Origin of the sequence: Salinibacterium sp. CAN_S4 (assembly GCF_015752305.1) — a bacterium.
Taxonomy (GTDB): domain Bacteria; phylum Actinomycetota; class Actinomycetes; order Actinomycetales; family Microbacteriaceae; genus Rhodoglobus.
The window spans coordinates 189,325-205,584 of the sequence record NZ_JADOVB010000004.1; the positions used below are offsets into that span (position 1 = coordinate 189,325).

The 16,260-nt window shown below is 67.3% G+C and carries 15 protein-coding genes; 6 read left to right on the forward strand and 9 right to left on the reverse strand.

What is annotated here, in order from left to right; all coding sequences use genetic code 11:
- The first annotated feature begins 2 nt into the window (after nt 1-2).
- The 3 genes from IWX81_RS11520 (at nt 3) to IWX81_RS11530 (ending at nt 3,608) form a co-directional block, all read left to right on the forward strand.
- Nucleotides 3-1,181: a DUF4350 domain-containing protein gene (locus IWX81_RS11520; protein ID WP_199281605.1), complete on the forward strand. Its 1,179-nt coding sequence runs from the start codon at nt 3-5 to the stop codon at nt 1,179-1,181.
- Between the two features lie 62 nt (nt 1,182-1,243).
- Complete coding sequence (locus IWX81_RS11525) at nt 1,244-2,215, forward strand: AAA family ATPase (protein WP_199281462.1); 972 nt, start codon at nt 1,244-1,246, stop codon at nt 2,213-2,215.
- An 85-nt stretch (nt 2,216-2,300) separates the two neighbouring features.
- Nucleotides 2,301-3,608, forward strand: coding sequence for a DUF58 domain-containing protein (locus IWX81_RS11530; RefSeq protein ID WP_199281463.1), 1,308 nt, complete (start codon nt 2,301-2,303; stop codon nt 3,606-3,608).
- A 153-nt stretch (nt 3,609-3,761) separates the two neighbouring features.
- Here IWX81_RS11530 and IWX81_RS11535 read toward each other — a convergent pair whose 3' ends face one another.
- The 3 genes from IWX81_RS11535 to IWX81_RS11545 are packed head-to-tail and all read right to left on the reverse strand — an operon-like array spanning nt 3,762 to nt 6,714.
- A complete protein-coding gene (locus tag IWX81_RS11535; protein ID WP_199281464.1) occupies nt 3,762-5,213 on the reverse strand; it encodes a catalase in 1,452 nt (483 codons plus the stop codon).
- Nucleotides 5,210-5,686 carry a Fur family transcriptional regulator gene (locus IWX81_RS11540; protein ID WP_442977732.1) on the reverse strand — a complete coding sequence of 159 codons (477 nt, stop codon included), beginning with the start codon at nt 5,684-5,686 and terminating at the stop codon, nt 5,210-5,212. The genes IWX81_RS11535 and IWX81_RS11540 overlap by 4 nt, the downstream gene beginning before the upstream one ends.
- 32 nt (nt 5,687-5,718) lie before the next feature.
- Nucleotides 5,719-6,714 carry a stage II sporulation protein M gene (locus tag IWX81_RS11545; protein WP_199281606.1) on the reverse strand — a complete coding sequence of 332 codons (996 nt, stop codon included), beginning with the start codon at nt 6,712-6,714 and terminating at the stop codon, nt 5,719-5,721.
- Nucleotides 6,715-6,730: 16 nt separating this feature from the next.
- On the opposite strand from IWX81_RS11545, the gene IWX81_RS11550 reads away from it, so the two are divergent.
- Together IWX81_RS11550 and IWX81_RS11555 are read left to right on the forward strand one after the other, a co-directional pair.
- Entirely contained in the window at nt 6,731-7,579 is an 849-nt protein-coding gene (locus IWX81_RS11550; RefSeq protein WP_199281466.1) for an RDD family protein, read from the forward strand.
- A gap of 6 nt (nt 7,580-7,585) precedes the next feature.
- Nucleotides 7,586-8,023: an AAA family ATPase gene (locus tag IWX81_RS11555; RefSeq protein WP_334593995.1), complete on the forward strand. Its 438-nt coding sequence runs from the start codon at nt 7,586-7,588 to the stop codon at nt 8,021-8,023.
- A gap of 196 nt (nt 8,024-8,219) precedes the next feature.
- Here IWX81_RS11555 and ahcY read toward each other — a convergent pair whose 3' ends face one another.
- Genes ahcY through IWX81_RS11570 form a run of 3 tightly spaced genes read right to left on the reverse strand, consistent with a single transcriptional unit; the run spans nt 8,220 to nt 10,792 of the window.
- Nucleotides 8,220-9,701, reverse strand: coding sequence for an adenosylhomocysteinase (gene ahcY, locus IWX81_RS11560; RefSeq protein WP_199281467.1), 1,482 nt, complete (start codon nt 9,699-9,701; stop codon nt 8,220-8,222).
- Between the two features lie 33 nt (nt 9,702-9,734).
- Nucleotides 9,735-10,553 carry an HAD-IIB family hydrolase gene (locus IWX81_RS11565; protein ID WP_334593998.1) on the reverse strand — a complete coding sequence of 273 codons (819 nt, stop codon included), beginning with the start codon at nt 10,551-10,553 and terminating at the stop codon, nt 9,735-9,737.
- A 23-nt stretch (nt 10,554-10,576) separates the two neighbouring features.
- Entirely contained in the window at nt 10,577-10,792 is a 216-nt protein-coding gene (locus IWX81_RS11570; protein ID WP_199281468.1) for a DUF3499 family protein, read from the reverse strand.
- Between the two features lie 64 nt (nt 10,793-10,856).
- Here IWX81_RS11570 and IWX81_RS11575 point away from each other — a divergent pair, with 64 nt between their 5' ends.
- Nucleotides 10,857-11,300, forward strand: coding sequence for a metallopeptidase family protein (locus tag IWX81_RS11575; RefSeq protein WP_199281469.1), 444 nt, complete (start codon nt 10,857-10,859; stop codon nt 11,298-11,300).
- A 69-nt stretch (nt 11,301-11,369) separates the two neighbouring features.
- Here the strand turns inward: IWX81_RS11575 and IWX81_RS11580 are convergent, their stop codons facing one another.
- The 3 genes from IWX81_RS11580 to IWX81_RS11590 form a co-directional block, all read right to left on the reverse strand.
- The gene (locus IWX81_RS11580) at nt 11,370-12,923 is read right to left on the reverse strand and encodes a DUF5719 family protein (protein ID WP_199281470.1); all 1,554 of its coding nucleotides are present in this window, start codon (nt 12,921-12,923) and stop codon (nt 11,370-11,372) included.
- Complete coding sequence (locus IWX81_RS11585) at nt 12,920-15,802, reverse strand: glycosyltransferase (RefSeq protein ID WP_199281471.1); 2,883 nt, start codon at nt 15,800-15,802, stop codon at nt 12,920-12,922. The genes IWX81_RS11580 and IWX81_RS11585 overlap by 4 nt, the downstream gene beginning before the upstream one ends.
- Before the next feature lie 90 nt (nt 15,803-15,892).
- Nucleotides 15,893-16,213: a WhiB family transcriptional regulator gene (locus IWX81_RS11590; protein WP_199281472.1), complete on the reverse strand. Its 321-nt coding sequence runs from the start codon at nt 16,211-16,213 to the stop codon at nt 15,893-15,895.
- Between the last annotated feature and the right edge of the window lie 47 nt (nt 16,214-16,260).

The window sequence follows — 16,260 nt, forward strand, 5'->3', positions numbered from 1 at the left end:
CGATGCAGGCCCCCCGGCAGGAGGTGCTGACTCCGACGGTGGGTCGCGTGGCCACACGCGCGCTCTTCTGGATGGTGGTCGCCCTGTTCGCGATCGCGATCGCGATCGTGTCGCTGGCGACGGCAGGCTCCGCCGCCGAGGGTCCACCGCTCGACGCCGAGAGTGCTGCTCCCGGGGGCTCCATGGCGGTGGCCGAGGTGCTTCGGCAGCAGGGGGTCGATGTGATCGTGGCATCCACTCTCATCGAGGCCGGGGATGCGGTCGTCGGCGTCGATGACACCACCGTGCTGCTGTACGACCCCGACGGCTATCTCGACGACGAGCAGTTGACGGCGGCCGCTGCGCTGGCTCGCTCGGTCGTGATCGTCGATGCGGACTTCACGCAATTGCAGGCGATCGCCCCGGAAGTGGCGCAGGCCGGTAACGCCGACAACGAACTCACGGCAGGGTGTGCCGTGCCCGCTGCGGCGAGGGCCGGTGCCGTCGCCGGCGATGCTTCCGGATATCGCGTCATCGACGACTCCGCTGACACTGCCGCGTGCTTCGGCAGCGGGGACGGCGTGTTCTCGCTCGTCCAGGTGAATCGCAGCGACACGCAACTGACCGTGCTCGGCCTCACCGCTGCCCTGACCAACGAACGCGTGATCGACAGCGGCAACGCGGCCCTTGCACTGAATCTGCTCGGGGCGACGCCGACCCTGGTCTGGTACATCCCGACCCTCGCCGATGTGCAGGATGCCGGGCCCGCGACTCTCGGCGAACTCACACCGCCCTGGGTCACCCCCGTGTTGCTGCTTCTCGTGCTCACGTTCGTCGCCGCCGCGGTGTGGCGGGGCCGGCGCTTCGGCCCCCTGGTGATCGAGAACCTCCCGGTGATCGTGCGTTCCAGCGAGACGATGCTCGGTCGTGCGCGCCTGTACGAGCGCTCGTCATCACGGCTGAGGGCGCTCGATGCGCTCAGGATGGGCGCCATCCAGCGACTGGCCCTGATCTGCGGCCAGCCGCGCTCGGCCTCGGTCGACGAGATCGTCTCGGCGGTAGCGGCCGTGACCGGTGCGCAGCGGCACGTCATCCGGGATCTTCTCGTCGACACGATTCCCGGCACCGATGCCGACCTCGTCTCGCTGTCGGACGCCCTGCTCGTGCTCGAGCGCGACGTCGCCATCGCCGTCCGCCCCTGATCGTCCGATTCACGCCGACCTATCCGTTCCACACCGACCTCAACACACTGGAGAATCGACCCATGACTGACGAGCAAGCGACCGACGAGAACCTGCGGCAATCATTCGCGAACCTGCGCACCGAGGTCGGCAAGTCCGTCGTCGGGCAGGATGCCGCGGTCACGGGCCTCACGATCGCACTGCTCGCCGGGGGCCATGTGCTGCTCGAGGGAGTGCCGGGTGTGGCGAAGACACTGCTGGTGCGCACCCTCAGCCACGCGCTCGCGCTGGACACGAAACGCGTGCAGTTCACGCCTGACCTCATGCCCGGTGACGTCACCGGCTCCCTCGTCTACGACGCGAAGGCCGGCGAATTCGAGTTCCGCGAGGGGCCGGTGTTCACCAACATCATGCTCGCCGACGAGATCAACCGCACGCCACCGAAGACGCAGTCGGCGCTGCTCGAGGCGATGGAGGAACGCCAGGTCTCGGCCGACGGCGTGACTCGCGCGCTTCCCGTACCGTTCATGGTCGCGGCCACCATGAACCCCATCGAATACGAGGGCACGTACACTCTGCCGGAGGCGCAGCTCGACAGGTTCATGCTCAAGCTCGTGCTCGAGCTGCCGGAGCGCGACACCGAGATCGAGGTGCTGCGCCGCCATGCCGCGGGCTTCAACCCCCGTGATCTCGACGCCGCGGGAGTCACCGCCGTGCTTGACGCCCAGCAGCTCGCTCTCGCCCAGGCCGCCGTGGCCCGCGTCGGAGCGACCGCCGATGTCATCGGCTACACAGTGGATCTCGCCCGCGCCACCCGGCAGAGCCCGTCCGTGAAGCTCGGCGTGAGTCCCCGTGGGTCGACGGCGTTGCTCGCCGCGGCCAAGGCGTGGGCCTGGCTGAACGGCTTCGACTCCATCACCCCCGACCACGTGCAGGCCATGGTGCTTCCGGTGCTGCGGCACCGCATCCAGTTGCGCCCGGAGGCCGAGCTCGAGGGCGTATCGCCCGACGCGATCCTGCGCTCGATCCTGCAGCAGGTGCAGGTGCCGCTGTGATTCCGCGCGGTGGAGCTATGAGAGTCGCGCCAGCGATTCTGCGACCCCAGCGCCGAGGGAGCCTGCGACCGAGGGCGAAGCCCTAGTGGCTATCTCCGGCAGGTTCGTGGCGCTCGTGGTGTTCGGCGTCGCGCCGATCATCCTCATCGGCCAGCCCTGGGCGCTGCTGGCGTGGCTGCTGCTCGTGGCCGTGCTCGCCGGGCTCGACCTCGCGCTCGCGGGGTCTCCGCGCGCTGTGCGGCTGTCCCGGCAGCTGCCGTCGCGCGTGCGGCTGGGTGAGACCGTGGCGTCCACCGTGCTGATCGCCAACCCCGGGCGCCGTCGCGTGCGCGGCATGGTCCGCGACGGCTGGTCGCCCTCCGCGGTCGCAGAGCCGGCCCGGGCGCCACTGGATGTCCCCGCTGGCGAGCAGCGCACGATCACGACCATGCTGACCCCGTTCCGACGAGGCGAGCGCCGGGCCGCGCACGTCACGATCCGGTCGTTCGGGCCGCTGGGGCTCGCCGCGCGGCAGGCCACCATCGCCGCACCCGGTGCCATCACCGTGCTCCCGCCGTTCAACTCCCGCAAGCACCTGCCCTCGCGGCTGGCGCGGCTCCGCGAGCTGGACGGCGCCACGAGCGTCATGGTCCGCGGCCAGGGCACCGAGTTCGACAGCCTGCGCGACTACGTGCGCGGCGACGACGTGCGCTCGATCGACTGGAGGGCGACGGCCCGTCGTGCCGCGGCATCCGGCCCCGGTCTCGTCGTGCGCACCTGGCGCCCGGAGCGGGACCGGCGCGTCGTGATCATCGTCGACAGCGGTCGCACGTCAGCCGCCCGCATCGACAACGAACCCAGGATCGATACGGCGTTCGAGTCCGCGCTGCTGCTCGCCGCTCTCGCCTCGAGCGCGGGAGACCGCGTCGACATGGTGATCTACGACCGGCGGGTGCGCGCCCGCGTGCAGGGGGCGACGGGCGCCGAACTGCTGTCGCGCATGGTCTCGAGCATGGCCCCGGTCGATCCCGAGCTCATCGAGATGGACTGGACGGCGGTGCCCGCACTCGTGCGGTCCATCACCTCCCACCACGCCCTGGTGGTGCTCGCGACCACCGTCGACGCGCCGGGAGCCTCGCGCGGACTTCTCGCCGTGCTGCCGCAGCTGACCCGCAAACACATGGTAGTCGTGGCATCCGTCACAGATCCCGCCATCCTCGAGGCCACGACGCAGCGCGACAATCGCGACGAGGTCTACCGGGCAGCGGCCGCCGAGCGTGCACTGCTGGACCAGTCGCGCGTGGCTGCGGCCGTGCGCCAGCTCGGCGCCGAGGTCGTCACCGCTGCGCCCCAGGACCTGCCGCCCGCCCTTGCGGACACCTACATCGCGCTGAAGGCCGCCGGCCGGCTGTAGCCCCAGCGGGCCGACTCCGAGAGCGCAGTTTTCGCCCTCAAGGTGCCGCTGACGGGCGAGAATTGCGCTCTCAGCCGCACGGCAAGGGAACGGATGCCCGCTCAGCGCGGCAACGGCCGACCCCGAAGGGCCGGCCGTTGCGTCTGGCGGGTGTTACAGCGATCCCACCGTGGTGCGGAGCGAAGCGCCGAGCACGGAATCCACGTTGCCCCAGTACCAGAAGAACCGCTCGCGGATCTCGGGGACCGTGATGGCCTTGCCCTGGCCCGTGAGGGTCTCGAGCAGTCTGGCCTTCGAGTCTGCGTCGAAGACGTCCCGATAAAGCGTGCCAGCCTGGCCGAAGTCGTCGTCCTCGGAATGCAGGGTTGCCGCGGCGCGGGTCAGGGTGCCGTCCGACTCCCAGCTTCCCTCGCCAGAGCGGGCGGGGTCGGCGACGGGTCCACCGTAGGAGTTCGGCGTGTACGTGCGCGCCGTGGCGTCGCTGAACTCGTACCGCATGTTGCCCTCGTGCTGGTAATTCGCGACGGGGGCGGCGTGCGGCTTGTTGACCGGCAGCTGGTTGTAGTTCGTGCCGATGCGGTGGCGCTGGGCATCCGGGTAGGAGTGCACGCGCGCCATGAGCATCTTGTCGGGGCTGATGTCGATGCCGGGCACCAGGTTGGCCGGCGAGAACGCGGCCTGCTCGATCTCCGCGAAGAAGTTCTGCGGATTGCGGTTCAGCGTGTACTCGCCGACCTTCACCAGCGGGTAGTCGGCGTGCGACCAGGTCTTCGTGATGTCGAAGGGGTTGAAACGGTAGGTCTTCGCATCCTCGTACGGCATGATCTGCACGAACACATCCCAGATCGGGAAGTCGCCGGATTCGATGGCCTCATGCAGGTCGCGGCGGTAGTAGTCGGCGTCCGATCCGGCGAGCTTCTCGCCCTCCTCGGCACTCATGCGCTCCACACCCTGGCGCGACTTGAAGTGGTACTGGATCCAGTGACGCTCACCCGCGGCATTGATCCACTGGTAGGTGTGCGAACCGTAGCCGTTGAGGTGACGCCACGACTTCGAGAGGCCGCGGTCACCCATGAGGTACGTGACCTGATGGGACGACTCCGGCGACAGGGTCCAGAAGTCCCACTGCATGTCGGCGTCGCGCAGCCCAGAACCACCGAGGCGCTTCTGGGAGTGGATGAAGTCAGGGAACTTCATCGCATCGCGGATGAAGAACACCGGGGTGTTATTGCCGACGACGTCGTAGTTGCCCTCGGTCGTATAGAACCGGAGCGAATAGCCGCGCACGTCGCGCCATGTGTCAGGGGAGCCCTGCTCACCGGCGACCGACGAGAAGCGCAGCAGGATCTCGCTCGTCGCGCCGGGCTGGAAGACCGCGGCACGCGTGTACTGCGAGACGTTTTCCGTGACCGTGAACTCTCCGAAAGCCCCGCCGCCCTTGGCGTGCGGGTTGCGCTCCGGCACGCGTTCGCGGTTGAACGCAGCGAGCTTCTCGACCAGGAACCGGTCGTGCAGAACGGTGCTGCCATCGGGGCCGGCGGTGAGCGAATGCTCGTCGCTGGTCAGCGGTGCTCCGCTCTGGCTTGTGGTGAAATTGTCAGTCATGAGTCCTCCTGGTTAGTGCTCGATGAGCGGATGGGGGTCGAAGAATGGGCGGATTCGCGGCTGGCGCAGTCCTGGCAGAGTCCCCAGAACGTCACCTCCGCCGTCGAGATCTGGAAACCTGAGCTGTCCACAGGCGCGAGGCACGGAGAGTGGCCGACGGCGCACTCGACGTCGACGACGGTGCGGCAGCTGTTGCACACGAGGTGGTGGTGATTGTCGTTCTCATGGATTTCGTAGAGCGCGGCAGAGCCCGCGGGCTCGATGCGGCGCAATAGTCCGGCCTCGGTGAGGGCGGCGAGGGCGTTGTGCACCGACTGCACGGAGGTTGCCGCATCCCCCAGTCGGGAATGGATGACGAGAGCCGACGAGTGCGGCTGCTCGACCAGAGCGGACAGAACCCGTACGCGGCTGCTCGTGATGCGGAGCCCTGCCCTGCGAAGCTCGATGTCCGGGGAGAAGGTCATTACCTTCATCCTACCCTTATCGTGAATAGGTCAAAATAAGGCTACCCTGCGACGAGTTGCCGTGCCCCTGCCTCGAACTCGTCGAGGTCGCCGGTTTCCCCGGCGCGAGCCGCTCTTCGACCCACCACCCACTGGTAGAACAGGAACGCGCCGAGCGCGACGGTCCCGATGCCGATCTTGATCGGCCACGGCCACTCCTGCCGGGTGACGAGACCTTCGATGAGCCCGGAGACCAGAAGGGCCAGGATGAGCCCGATCACGATGGTGAACATCGCGCGACCCTCCTCGGAGAGCGCCTGGGCCCGGGTGCGGGCGCCCGGGGCGATCCAGGCCCAGAAGATGCGCATGCCGGCTGCACCCGCCACGAAGATCGAGTACAGCTCGAGCTGGCCGTGCGGCGCGATGTAGAGGAAGAACACGTCGAGCCGATCGAACTCGTTCATGATGGCGGCGGTCATCCCGAGGCTCTGCGCGTTGGTGAAGAGCAGGTAGGCGGGATAGAGGCCTGTGATCCCGAAGGCTATGCACTGGGCGGCGAGCCACGCATTATTCGTCCACACGAAGCTGGTGAACGATGTTCCCGAGTTCTCGGAGTAGTAGTTGACGAAGTCCTCTTTCGCGTACCGCTCGAGGTCGGCGGTCGAGCCGAGCGTCGCCAGTACTTCGGGATTCGACGACGCCCACCACGCGTACAGGAATGCGATGACGACGGATGCCGCGGACACAGCGAGACACAGCCACCGGATCCGGAACAGGGCCGCGGGCAGTTGCGCGGCGAAGAACCGTGGAACCTGGCTCAGCACATTGGCGGATGCCCCGGTGAACCGCAGCCGTGCCCGGCTCAGCCACAGCGACAGCCTGTCGCCCTGCACCGACTGCCCCGAGGTGGTCTTGATCGCGGAAAGCTGGGTTGCACCCGACTGGTATCGGTCGATCAGTTCGTCGGCTTCGGCCCCGCTGAATCGCCGCCGGGAGCCGAGCTCGGCAAGGCGATCCCACTCTTCGCGGTGGGCGGCTGAGTATGCGTCGAGATCCATCTGCTTAAATGATGGCATGGCCAGAATCGATTCTGTCGAGCACGACGAAGATCTGCAGGAGCTTGTCACCGGTGAGGCCGTCGCACTCGATCTGAGGTCGTCGAGTTTCGTGCTGCGGGCGGCCGGCACGATCATCGATTACCTGCTCTATTTCGGCAGCTACATCGTGATCGTCCTGGTGCTGTTCTCGCTCGCCGACCAGCTCGGGCTGGACCAGGCACTGATCACTGCCGTGAGCGTCGCGGCCCTCGTGCTGTGCCTCGTCGTGATCCCCACTGCCGTCGAGACGGCCACGCACGGCAAGTCCCTCGGCAAGCTGGCCATTGGTTCGCGCATTGTCCGCGATGACGGCGGGTCGATCGGCTTCCGGCACGCCTTCATCCGGGCGCTGACCGGCGTCTTCGAGATCTTCATGACCTTCGGCGGCATGGCCGCGATTATCGCCCTGCTGAATGGTCGCGCCAAACGACTGGGAGATCTGGTGGCCGGCACCTACAGCCAGAACGAGAGGGTCTCGAAGTCCGTCACCGCGGTCTACGGCGTGCCCACCCCCCTGGCCGAATGGGCGAGGACGGCGGATGTCGCCACCCTCCCCGACGCCCTCGCCCGCCGGGTGGCGGCATTCCTCGCGCAGGCCGCGTCGCTCACCCCCGCGACGCGCGAGAGACTCAGTCGCGAGCTCGCCGACGAGGTTAGCGTGTTCGTGTCGCCGGTTCCCGCAACCAATGCTGAACTCTTCCTCGCCGCCGTGGTCTCGGTGCGGCGCGACAGGGAATCCGCCGCCCTCGGTCTCGAACGATCGGGACTCGAGCGCCTCGCGCCCGTGCTCGGCGGCCTGCCCCGCGGCTTCCCGGACCGTGGCTGAAGCCCCGTGCCTCGGATACTCATCACCGGCATGTCCGGCGCGGGAAAGTCGACGCTGCTCACCGAACTCGCCTCGCGGGGATTTCTGACCGTCGACACGGATGATGACGGCTGGGTGGGTTCCGATGGCTTGTGGGACGAGGTCAGGATGAAGGGACTTCTCGAGTCTCATTCGGATGTCATCGTGTCGGGGACTGTCGAAAATCAGGGTCGCTTCTATGACCGATTCGAGCACGTCGTGTTGTTGAGCGCACCCGTCGAGGTACTGATCGAGCGTGTCTCGACCCGATCGAACAACCCCTACGGTCGGTCAGCCAGTCAACAGGACGAGATTCGCAGGAATGTCGCCGAGATCGAGCCGTTGCTGCGACGTGGCGCTGGGGTCGAGCTGGACGGTCGCGATCCTCTGGCAGAGCTCGCTGACACTGTCACACAACTGATGTGACCCCTCGACCTACGGATGTATGGCACAACGCCATACGTTGCCCAGCGGAGACCCTTTCTTCCCGGGCGTCGCCGAACGCTGCTCAGTCAGCTACGTGGCCCAGCCGGCTACGCGACCGGGAGGCATTAACGCCGGATGCCCGGTCGCAACGAGAGTTACGGCCGGGCATCCTGACGCATCGAAGCGTCTGGTTCCCTTAGTAGCGGTAGTGATCGACCTTGTACGGCCCCTCGACCGGAACGCCGATGTAGGCGGCCTGGGTGGGGGTCAGCGTCGTCAGCACGACACCGAGGGCGTCGAGGTGCAGTCGGGCGACCTTCTCGTCGAGGTGCTTCGGCAGCACGTAGACCTGGTTTTCATACTTGGCATCGGTGTTGTTCACCCACAGCTCCAGCTGCGCGAGCACCTGGTTGGTGAACGAGTTGCTCATCACGAACGACGGGTGGCCCGTGGCGTTTCCGAGGTTCATCAGTCGCCCCTCGGACAGCACCAGGATGCTGCGACCCGACGGCATGCGCCACTCGTGCACCTGCGGCTTGATCTCGACACGCTCGGCACCGGCAAGGCTCTCGAGCCCCGCGATGTCGATCTCGTTGTCGAAGTGACCGACGTTGGCGACGATCGCGAGGTGCTTCATGCCCATCAGGTGCTCGACCGTGATGACGTTCTCGTTGCCGGTGCTCGTGACGAAGATGTCTACATCGGCGAGCGCCTTCTCGATCGTCGTCACCTGGAAGCCGTCCATCGCAGCCTGCAGTGCGTTGATCGGGTCGATCTCGGAGACGATCACGCGGGCACCCTGGCCGCGCATGGCCTCGGCCGATCCCTTGCCGACATCGCCGTAGCCCGCGACGAACACGACCTTGCCGCCGATGAGCACATCGGTGGCGCGGTTGATGCCGTCCAGCAGTGAGTGGCGGATGCCGTACTTGTTGTCGAACTTGCTCTTGGTGACCGAGTCGTTGACGTTGATCGCCGGGAACAGCAGCTCGCCGCTCCTCGCGAACTCGTAGAGGCGGTGAACGCCGGTGGTGGTCTCCTCGGTGACGCCCTGGATCTCGGCCGCGATCCTGGTCCAGCGTTCGCCTGACGCGTTGAGCGAGCGGCGCAGTACATCGAGGATGACGCTGTACTCGTGAGAAGCATCCTCAGGCGTGGCGGGCACCGCACCGGCGAGTTCGAACTCGCGGCCCTTGTGAACCAGAAGCGTCGCGTCCCCGCCATCGTCGAGGATCATGTTCGGCCCGACGGCGCCTTCGCCGTAGACGGCAGAGTCGCTCCAGTCGAAGATCTGCTCGGTGCACCACCAGTACTCCTCGAGAGTCTCACCCTTCCAGGCGAACACCGGGACGCCGGCGGGGGCGTCGACAGTGCCGGTCGGGCCGACGACCGTGGCGGCTGCAGCTCCGTCTTCCGTCGAGAAGATGTTGCATGACGCCCAGCGGACCTCGGCACCGAGTGCTACAAGAGTCTCGATGAGCACGGCGGTCTGGGTCGTCATGTGCAGGGAACCGGCGATGCGCGCGCCCGTGAGCGGCTTGGACGCTCCGAACTCTCCCCGAAGAGCCATCAGCCCGGGCATCTCGTGCTCGGCTAGACGGATCTGGTGGCGGCCGGCCTCAGCGAGAGAGAGGTCGGCGACCTTGAACGATAGTGCAGTGGATGTCGCGGAAGTCATGCTCCCATTCTCGCAGCCCAGCGCGCCCCGCGCCTACGGGTTGCGCGGCAGCGGTTCCATCGTCGAGAGGGGGAACGCGGCATCCGGAGCATCGAACCAGGCATTGAGCGATTCGACGGCGGCGAGCGTGCCGTGCCAGTCGTCGATCGCGACCGACGGGACTCCCAGGGCGAACACCGGGTAATCGTTGCCCGTGGGGTCGAGCCGGTCTCCGATGAACAGCAACTGGTCGATGCCAACACCGAGCTTTTCGGTGAGCTTCCCGATGCCGTAGGCCTTATCGATTCCCTTGCGCGTGATGTCGATCGACGTCGACCCACCACCGCGCACCTCGAGATCGGGCAGTCTCGGTGAGACGTACCCCCACAGTGCGAGCTTCTTGGCTCCGTCCGGATCCCAGGCATGCTTCTCGGCCACGGGCGCCTGCTGGCCGAGGGCCGAGAAGGTGATCTGGCTTCCGCGGTCTTCGATGAGGTCACCCCAGGGGCCCGGATGCCACAACCCCAGCTCACGAGCTCCCTCCTCCAGCGCGCTGATCGCTCGCGACTTCTCGTCGTCGCTCAGGTCTTCGGCGTACTGCAGTGCCCACTCGCCCCGCTGCCAGAGGTAGTAGCGCGTGCCGCAGGTCGGCATGAGATGCAGTCTTGAGAGCGATTCGTCGCTGGCCTCGAAGCCGTCGAGGGCCTGCGCCTCGAACTGCTCGAACCTGCCACCCGAAATGATGCAGACCGGCACGCGATCGAGCAGGTCGGCGAAGGCACGGCTCATCGCCGGGTCCATCGTCGACTTGGAGGGTGCGAGGGTGTCGTCGAGGTCGAAGACGACGGCTCGGATGTCAGGATTGGTGCTCACGGAACCCGAGGGTACCAGCCGGTCTAGAGCAGTTCGCCGCCCATGACGACGTGTCTGACGACCTGCCAGCCCTGCGGAACCGACATGCGGTCGGCATGCCTGTCGCAGAGGTCGTAGCTGTGCGGCTCAGATGCGTAACTGAGGGGCCCGAGCACAGCCATCGAATCGGCGTAGTCGTAGGTGAGGGTGGACGTGGCCTCCTGGCTACAGGCGACCTTGCTGCACGGGCGACCATTCATTTCCCTGCAAGGCTACGTCCGACTGCCGACAGCATGCCACAGCCACGCCGGTAGAATCGGGGCTGTGACGAGTCCGGGCAGTGCAGACCAGCCGGTATCAGCGCGGCGCGGATGGCGGGACCGTCACGGTCGTGGCATCCGGGGGCCCGTTACCGGCCCGCACCTCCCGCTGCTGCGCAACCGCGTCGATATGTTCGATATGACGGTCGCGTCGACAGCCGAGTACCTGAAAGACCTGTGGCCGGATGAACTGGCCGACGTCGCCTTCGAGGTCGCCGCCATGCCGGCAGAGCTGGGCGAGACTCCCGCTGTCGATCGGTGGCGCGTCGAGCTGCAGGATCGCAGGGTCATCCTGTACCGGCTGCCCATCGAGAGACTCTCCCGGCTGCACAGCTACGACGAGGTGCACAAACGCATGATGGTGGAGAGCTGCGTGTTCCGCGCCGTGGCCGAGCTGTTGGGCAAGGATCCGTGGGACCTGGCCCCCGACCGGTTCCGCCACCTGTAAAAGAGCCACCTGTAGAAGAGCCGCCTCTAGAAGAGCCGCCGGTAGAAGAGCCGCCGGTAGAAGACTGCCCTACGGGTAGACCGTGATCGGGCTCGAGCCGACGCCCGGAGGGTGCACCGAGTATCGCGCGAGCATTCCGCCACCGGCGAGGCTGACGGCCGCGTACAGCGAATCGAATCCGCCCAGGCTGTAGCTCGTGCCTGCTACCAGCGGGGCGGCGACCGAGCCCCCGGCGGCCACGACCACCGTGACGGGTTCGCCGTCGAGGGGGGTCAGGGTGACGCTCGACTCGGCACTGGTGGGGTTGTAGAGATGCAGCACCGGATTCGGACCGTCGGCCGCAGTGAACTGGGCGAGCGAACCGACGTCCTGTGCCGCGGTGAACCATGCGAAGTCGCTGGCCGCACCGGCCGCCGAACTCGACCTGACGGACGCGATCGACGGAGTCGGAGATTCGACGATGACCGTATAGGCGCCCGGATCGAGTTCCTGGATCGGGACATCGGTCACGAGACCCCCGGAGAGATCGTACGAGAACGATGCACCGGCTCCGGATCCGCTCTCGGGAACAACCCTGACCGTCACGGGAACCGTCTCATCCCCGGGCGCGAAGAGCCTCAGTACCGTAGCGAAGTCGTCCGGCACCTCACTCGGGCTGGTCGAACCGCGCACCGCGGCGATCGCCGTCTCGTCGCCGATCACCACGCCGGGGATGACGCTCGTCGTCGACGGCGATCCCGACGATTCGACGATGTCGACCCCGCCGGGATCGAGCCCGCGCAACACGGACTGCTGCATCGTCGCAAGCACCTGCCCGCCTGTGCTCGTGACGTGCACGACGGGTGAAACGAGCCCGGGCGCGAAGCCGGCGAGGGACAACACGCGCTGGCCGTTGGGCGGGACGATGATTCCGCTCGTGCCTGGGGCCGCGATGGCCCCGTTCTCCGCGAACAGCTCGAGGTCGACCGTTGCCGACACCTCGGTCGGATTGGTCAGGGCCAGAAGCGTCGTACGGCCGGTCGTGGTCGCCCCTCCGGCGAGCCAGCTGTCGCCACTCGCGATTCCGCAATCGGCCGCGGCGAGACCGACATAGTCACCACTGGCGACCTGCTGGGACTGGGCACCGCTGAGCAGGATGCGCTGGGTCGGGTCTGCGGCATCCGGTGGTGTGCTGATGATGGTCGGTGCCGCGGATGTTCCGCCCGTGCCGGCGTCGGAGGCCGCGGCATCCACGGAATCGATCGAGCCTGAACTGCTGCCGGAGCTCACTGTCGCGCGTCCGAGTCCCGAGGTGGATGTGGCATCCTGCCCACTGTCGCTGGCAAGCCTCAGGATGCCGCCAGGGCACACGAGCTGCTGCGCAGTCGGAACCGGAGTGACAAGCGTGCTGGGGGCGCTCGACTGCACGGAGGGCAGCTGCAGGAAGATCGACGCCACGATCGTCAGTGCTGCCACACCCACCCCGGCGAGACCGACGGCCGCCCTGCCACCGACCATTGCGAGGCCGCGCGCTGTGACGGTTCGGCGCTTCGAGCTCTGCACCTCGTCCTGCTCGGGGAAGAGCTCATCCTTCGCGAATTCTTCACCGGTGGGCTCCTCGGGCATGCCTGGTTCGTCGATCATGCTCTCACCTCATCGGCACTGACGGCGTCGGCACCGGGGGTGTCGGCCCTGGCGGTATCGGCCCTGGCGATATCGGCACCGGCATCGTCGACCCTGGAATCTACTCGCGCCGCCCTCACCCTCCTGCGCCTCGTGGTGGGGATCGCCAGCAGCAGTGTCAGGCCGAACACGACGGCCTGCCCGACGATGATCCAGGTACCGAGCGTGGTGCCGAGCGGGCCGGGTCCCACGGGCGCAGGGCCCTCGGCTATGTCACCGTAGTTCCACAGGAATCCGTTCGCCGTTGCCCCGATGGGGGTGAGGATGCGGTTACCGTCGAGCGCATCCGCCACCCGCTGCCTGGTTCCTGCCGCGCTGTCGACTGTGACATTGGGCAGAAGCACAAAAGCGATCTGCAGCCTGTCGAGTTCGCCCGCGATATCGAAACCGCTGCGCGACGCGAGATTTCCCGCCAGCGTGGCGATCCGTTCGTCACTGGCGCTCAGGCTGCCGTCCGTAGCAGCCAGTGTGCTCTGCTCGTCGAGCGTGGTGCCGAGGCCGCGGTGCAGGGTGGTCGCGATTCCGCCGCCGGGCTGGGCGGTGATCTGGAGGGTGCCGAGCTCAGGGCTGTTCGCCGCTTCCGCCGAGGCGAAGGCGGGCAGAAGTCGACCGTTGCTCGCCGCGACATCCATCGCCCCGGTGGCGGCCACGGTGATCATGGGGGCCGCGAGGGCTACCAGAGTCACGGCGGCAACCAGTGCCGGCGCGGCGGCCGCCCTGCGCACGACGTCGAGCGTCACGACCATCGCGCCGGTGAGGCCGAACCAATAGAGGCTCAGCGCAGGGCTCGGCCAGATCGGGATCGCGGTCGACCCCACCGTGGTCACCATGAGCTGGGAGACGGCGACGGCCGTCGTGAAACCCATGAGCGCAACGACGAGCGCGGGAATCGATCGACGGAACCCCGGGACGAAGAGCGAGACCAGCGCGAGGATCGCCAGGGGAGCGAGGAGAGCGGCGACGATGATCGGGGCGATCCCCGGTGGCAGCCCCCACTGCGCGAGGAACATGTCCCATCCTGCCAATCCCGGTGATGGCACGCCGAGCAACAGGTGTAGCGGGGTCGGAACGGCGCCACCAACCGGCACGCCGGGTTCGGCGAAGAGCGCGAGCCAGTTCCCCCGGGTGAACTGCTCGATCACCAGCGGAGCGAACAGCGCAGCAGCCGGAATCGGGATTCCAATGATGCGCAGCAGCCCACGGGGGTTCACCGCGATCCAGGCCACCAGCGCGACAAACAGGGCAGGAGCGAGGATGGGAGCCGACGACACGACCGCCGCGAACAGCAGGGCCGCGAGCGCCGACATCGACCAGCTGCGCGCCGCGTTCACGACCGCGAGCACAAGGGTGGGCAGCAGGATGTGGGCGATGACCGAACCGAGATGACCGCCGGCCAGGGAGGCCAGGAAGGGAGGCGCAACGGCCCAGGCTATGGCAGCGACCGCGGGGGGCCAGGTGCGCTGTGTCAGCCTGGCTGCGCAGAACCACGCGGCGAGCGCCGCGAGCGGCAGGGCGGCGAGATAGAGCAGCACGATGCTCAGCGACGGTGACCAGAAGGTCAGGGACCCGAGCACCGCGAGCACTGTCGCGAAGGGATCGGCAGCCCCCGTGAATCCGGACGCTATGTCGTGCCACCCGTAGCCGACGTGCGACCAGAGCTCGCCGACGGTGGTGCTGAGCGGCAGTAGCCCTCCCCCGGCCAGGGCCGGAGCATCCACGAATCGACCGAACGCGGCGACCCCGGCGATCGCGGCGAGAAGCACCACCCACGCGCCTCCGCCCACGAAGAATCCTGGGCGATCGCGCACTGTCGTGTAGCCGGAGGATGCAGCCGACCGTTCGCTCGATCGCCTCTCCCGCATGTCGGCCCAGGTGAGCCTGAGTGCGTCGACCGCCGCCCAGCTCATGGTGCGATTGCGCCTGATGTTCGATCTGGCTGCCGGGATGCTTCCGTCGAACGTCGCCCGGAATGCCGCTGCGAATTCCCCACCCACGGCCCCCGGGCGCTTGGCGACGAGGTGCCCCAGGGATCGAAGCAGGGCAAGGGGTACGAGAGTGAGCCAGTGCAGTGGCACAGCGACAGTCGGTGCCCAGGCGAGCCTGCGGTGAAGCTGGGCGAAGCGACGGATGCGGTTCTGCGCCCCCACCGACACCGACTTCTTTCCGAACAGTTCCGGCGGGCCGGCGCTCGTGACCCTGGCGGCGGGAACACCGATCACGCGATGCCCGGCGAGCCTGGCTCGCACGGCGAAGTCGAGTGCAGCATCCGCGCTGGGCAGTGCGGGATCGAATCCGCCGAGCGCAGCGAACACGGTGCGACGCACGAGCATGCCGCCAGCAGCGACGCCCAGATGATCGGCCTGGATGTCGTGTTGCGCCTGGTCGAGTTCCCCGTCGACCACGGAAACCGAGCGACCGTATGCCGTGAGGCTCTCCCCGAAACTCGCGATCACGTCCGGTTCATCGAGCCTCATGAGTTTCGGTCCGGCGATGGCCACGGATGGCGCCACCTCCACGGCACCGAGCAGCGCGGCGAGGGCGGAGGGGCCGGGGGCGTTGTCGTGGCCGAGCAGCCACATCCACTCGTTCTCGGATTCGGCGGGCGGCGACACCTGCATCGCGTGAGCCACTGCCCCACCGAAGGAGCGGCGAGCCGGTGTGGTCACAAGGCGGGTGGGTCCGGCGGCGGTCAGCAGCGAGGATGACGCGTCGGTCGAGCCAGCATCGACGAAGACCGTCGAGTCGGGTCGCCGGGTCTGCGCCGCGAGTGCGGCAAGCGTTCTCGGAAGGTACCTGGCTCCGTTGAGGGCCACCAGCACCGCAATGACTCTCGGTTGCATAACGTGTAGAGACTAGGCGCGGGCGCCGACTGCGTCCGCCTGACTCGCTGCGAAGTCGAGAGTCTGTGCAGTGGCTATGTACGGCCCTGACTACGCGCGCTTGCGCAGCTTGCGACGTTCACGCTCGGAGAGGCCGCCCCAGATGCCGAAGCGTTCGTCGTTCTCGAGTGCGTATTCGAGGCACTGGTTGCGCACCTCGCACGAGGTGCAGATCTTCTTCGCGTCACGGGTCGATCCGCCCTTTTCAGGGAAGAAGGCTTCGGGATCGGTCTGGGCACACAACGAGTCCGTCTGCCAGGCGAGCTGGTTCTCGTCATCGACGACAGTCTTGCGGACTCCAGGGACTCCGAGCTTGATGGGGTCTACGAACCAGTCGTCAGGAACTCCTGCGCGGTATCCGTTCTCCGTCATACTCTGATCTCCCCTCCGCAGCCGACCCGGTCCACCGATTGCGTTAG

Coding starts and splice junctions, on each gene's coding strand:
- IWX81_RS11520 (WP_199281605.1), top strand. CDS start 3: ATGCAGGCCCCCCGGCAGGAGGTGCTGACTCCGACGGTGGGTCGCGTG.
- IWX81_RS11525 (WP_199281462.1), top strand. CDS start 1,244: ATGACTGACGAGCAAGCGACCGACGAGAACCTGCGGCAATCATTCGCG.
- IWX81_RS11535 (WP_199281464.1), bottom strand. CDS start 5,213: ATGACTGACAATTTCACCACAAGCCAGAGCGGAGCACCGCTGACCAGC.
- IWX81_RS11540 (WP_442977732.1), bottom strand. CDS start 5,686: ATGAAGGTAATGACCTTCTCCCCGGACATCGAGCTTCGCAGGGCAGGG.
- IWX81_RS11545 (WP_199281606.1), bottom strand. CDS start 6,714: ATGGATCTCGACGCATACTCAGCCGCCCACCGCGAAGAGTGGGATCGC.
- IWX81_RS11550 (WP_199281466.1), top strand. CDS start 6,731: ATGGCCAGAATCGATTCTGTCGAGCACGACGAAGATCTGCAGGAGCTT.
- ahcY (WP_199281467.1), bottom strand. CDS start 9,701: ATGACTTCCGCGACATCCACTGCACTATCGTTCAAGGTCGCCGACCTC.
- IWX81_RS11570 (WP_199281468.1), bottom strand. CDS start 10,792: ATGAATGGTCGCCCGTGCAGCAAGGTCGCCTGTAGCCAGGAGGCCACG.
- IWX81_RS11580 (WP_199281470.1), bottom strand. CDS start 12,923: ATGATCGACGAACCAGGCATGCCCGAGGAGCCCACCGGTGAAGAATTC.
- IWX81_RS11585 (WP_199281471.1), bottom strand. CDS start 15,802: ATGCAACCGAGAGTCATTGCGGTGCTGGTGGCCCTCAACGGAGCCAGG.
- IWX81_RS11590 (WP_199281472.1), bottom strand. CDS start 16,213: ATGACGGAGAACGGATACCGCGCAGGAGTTCCTGACGACTGGTTCGTA.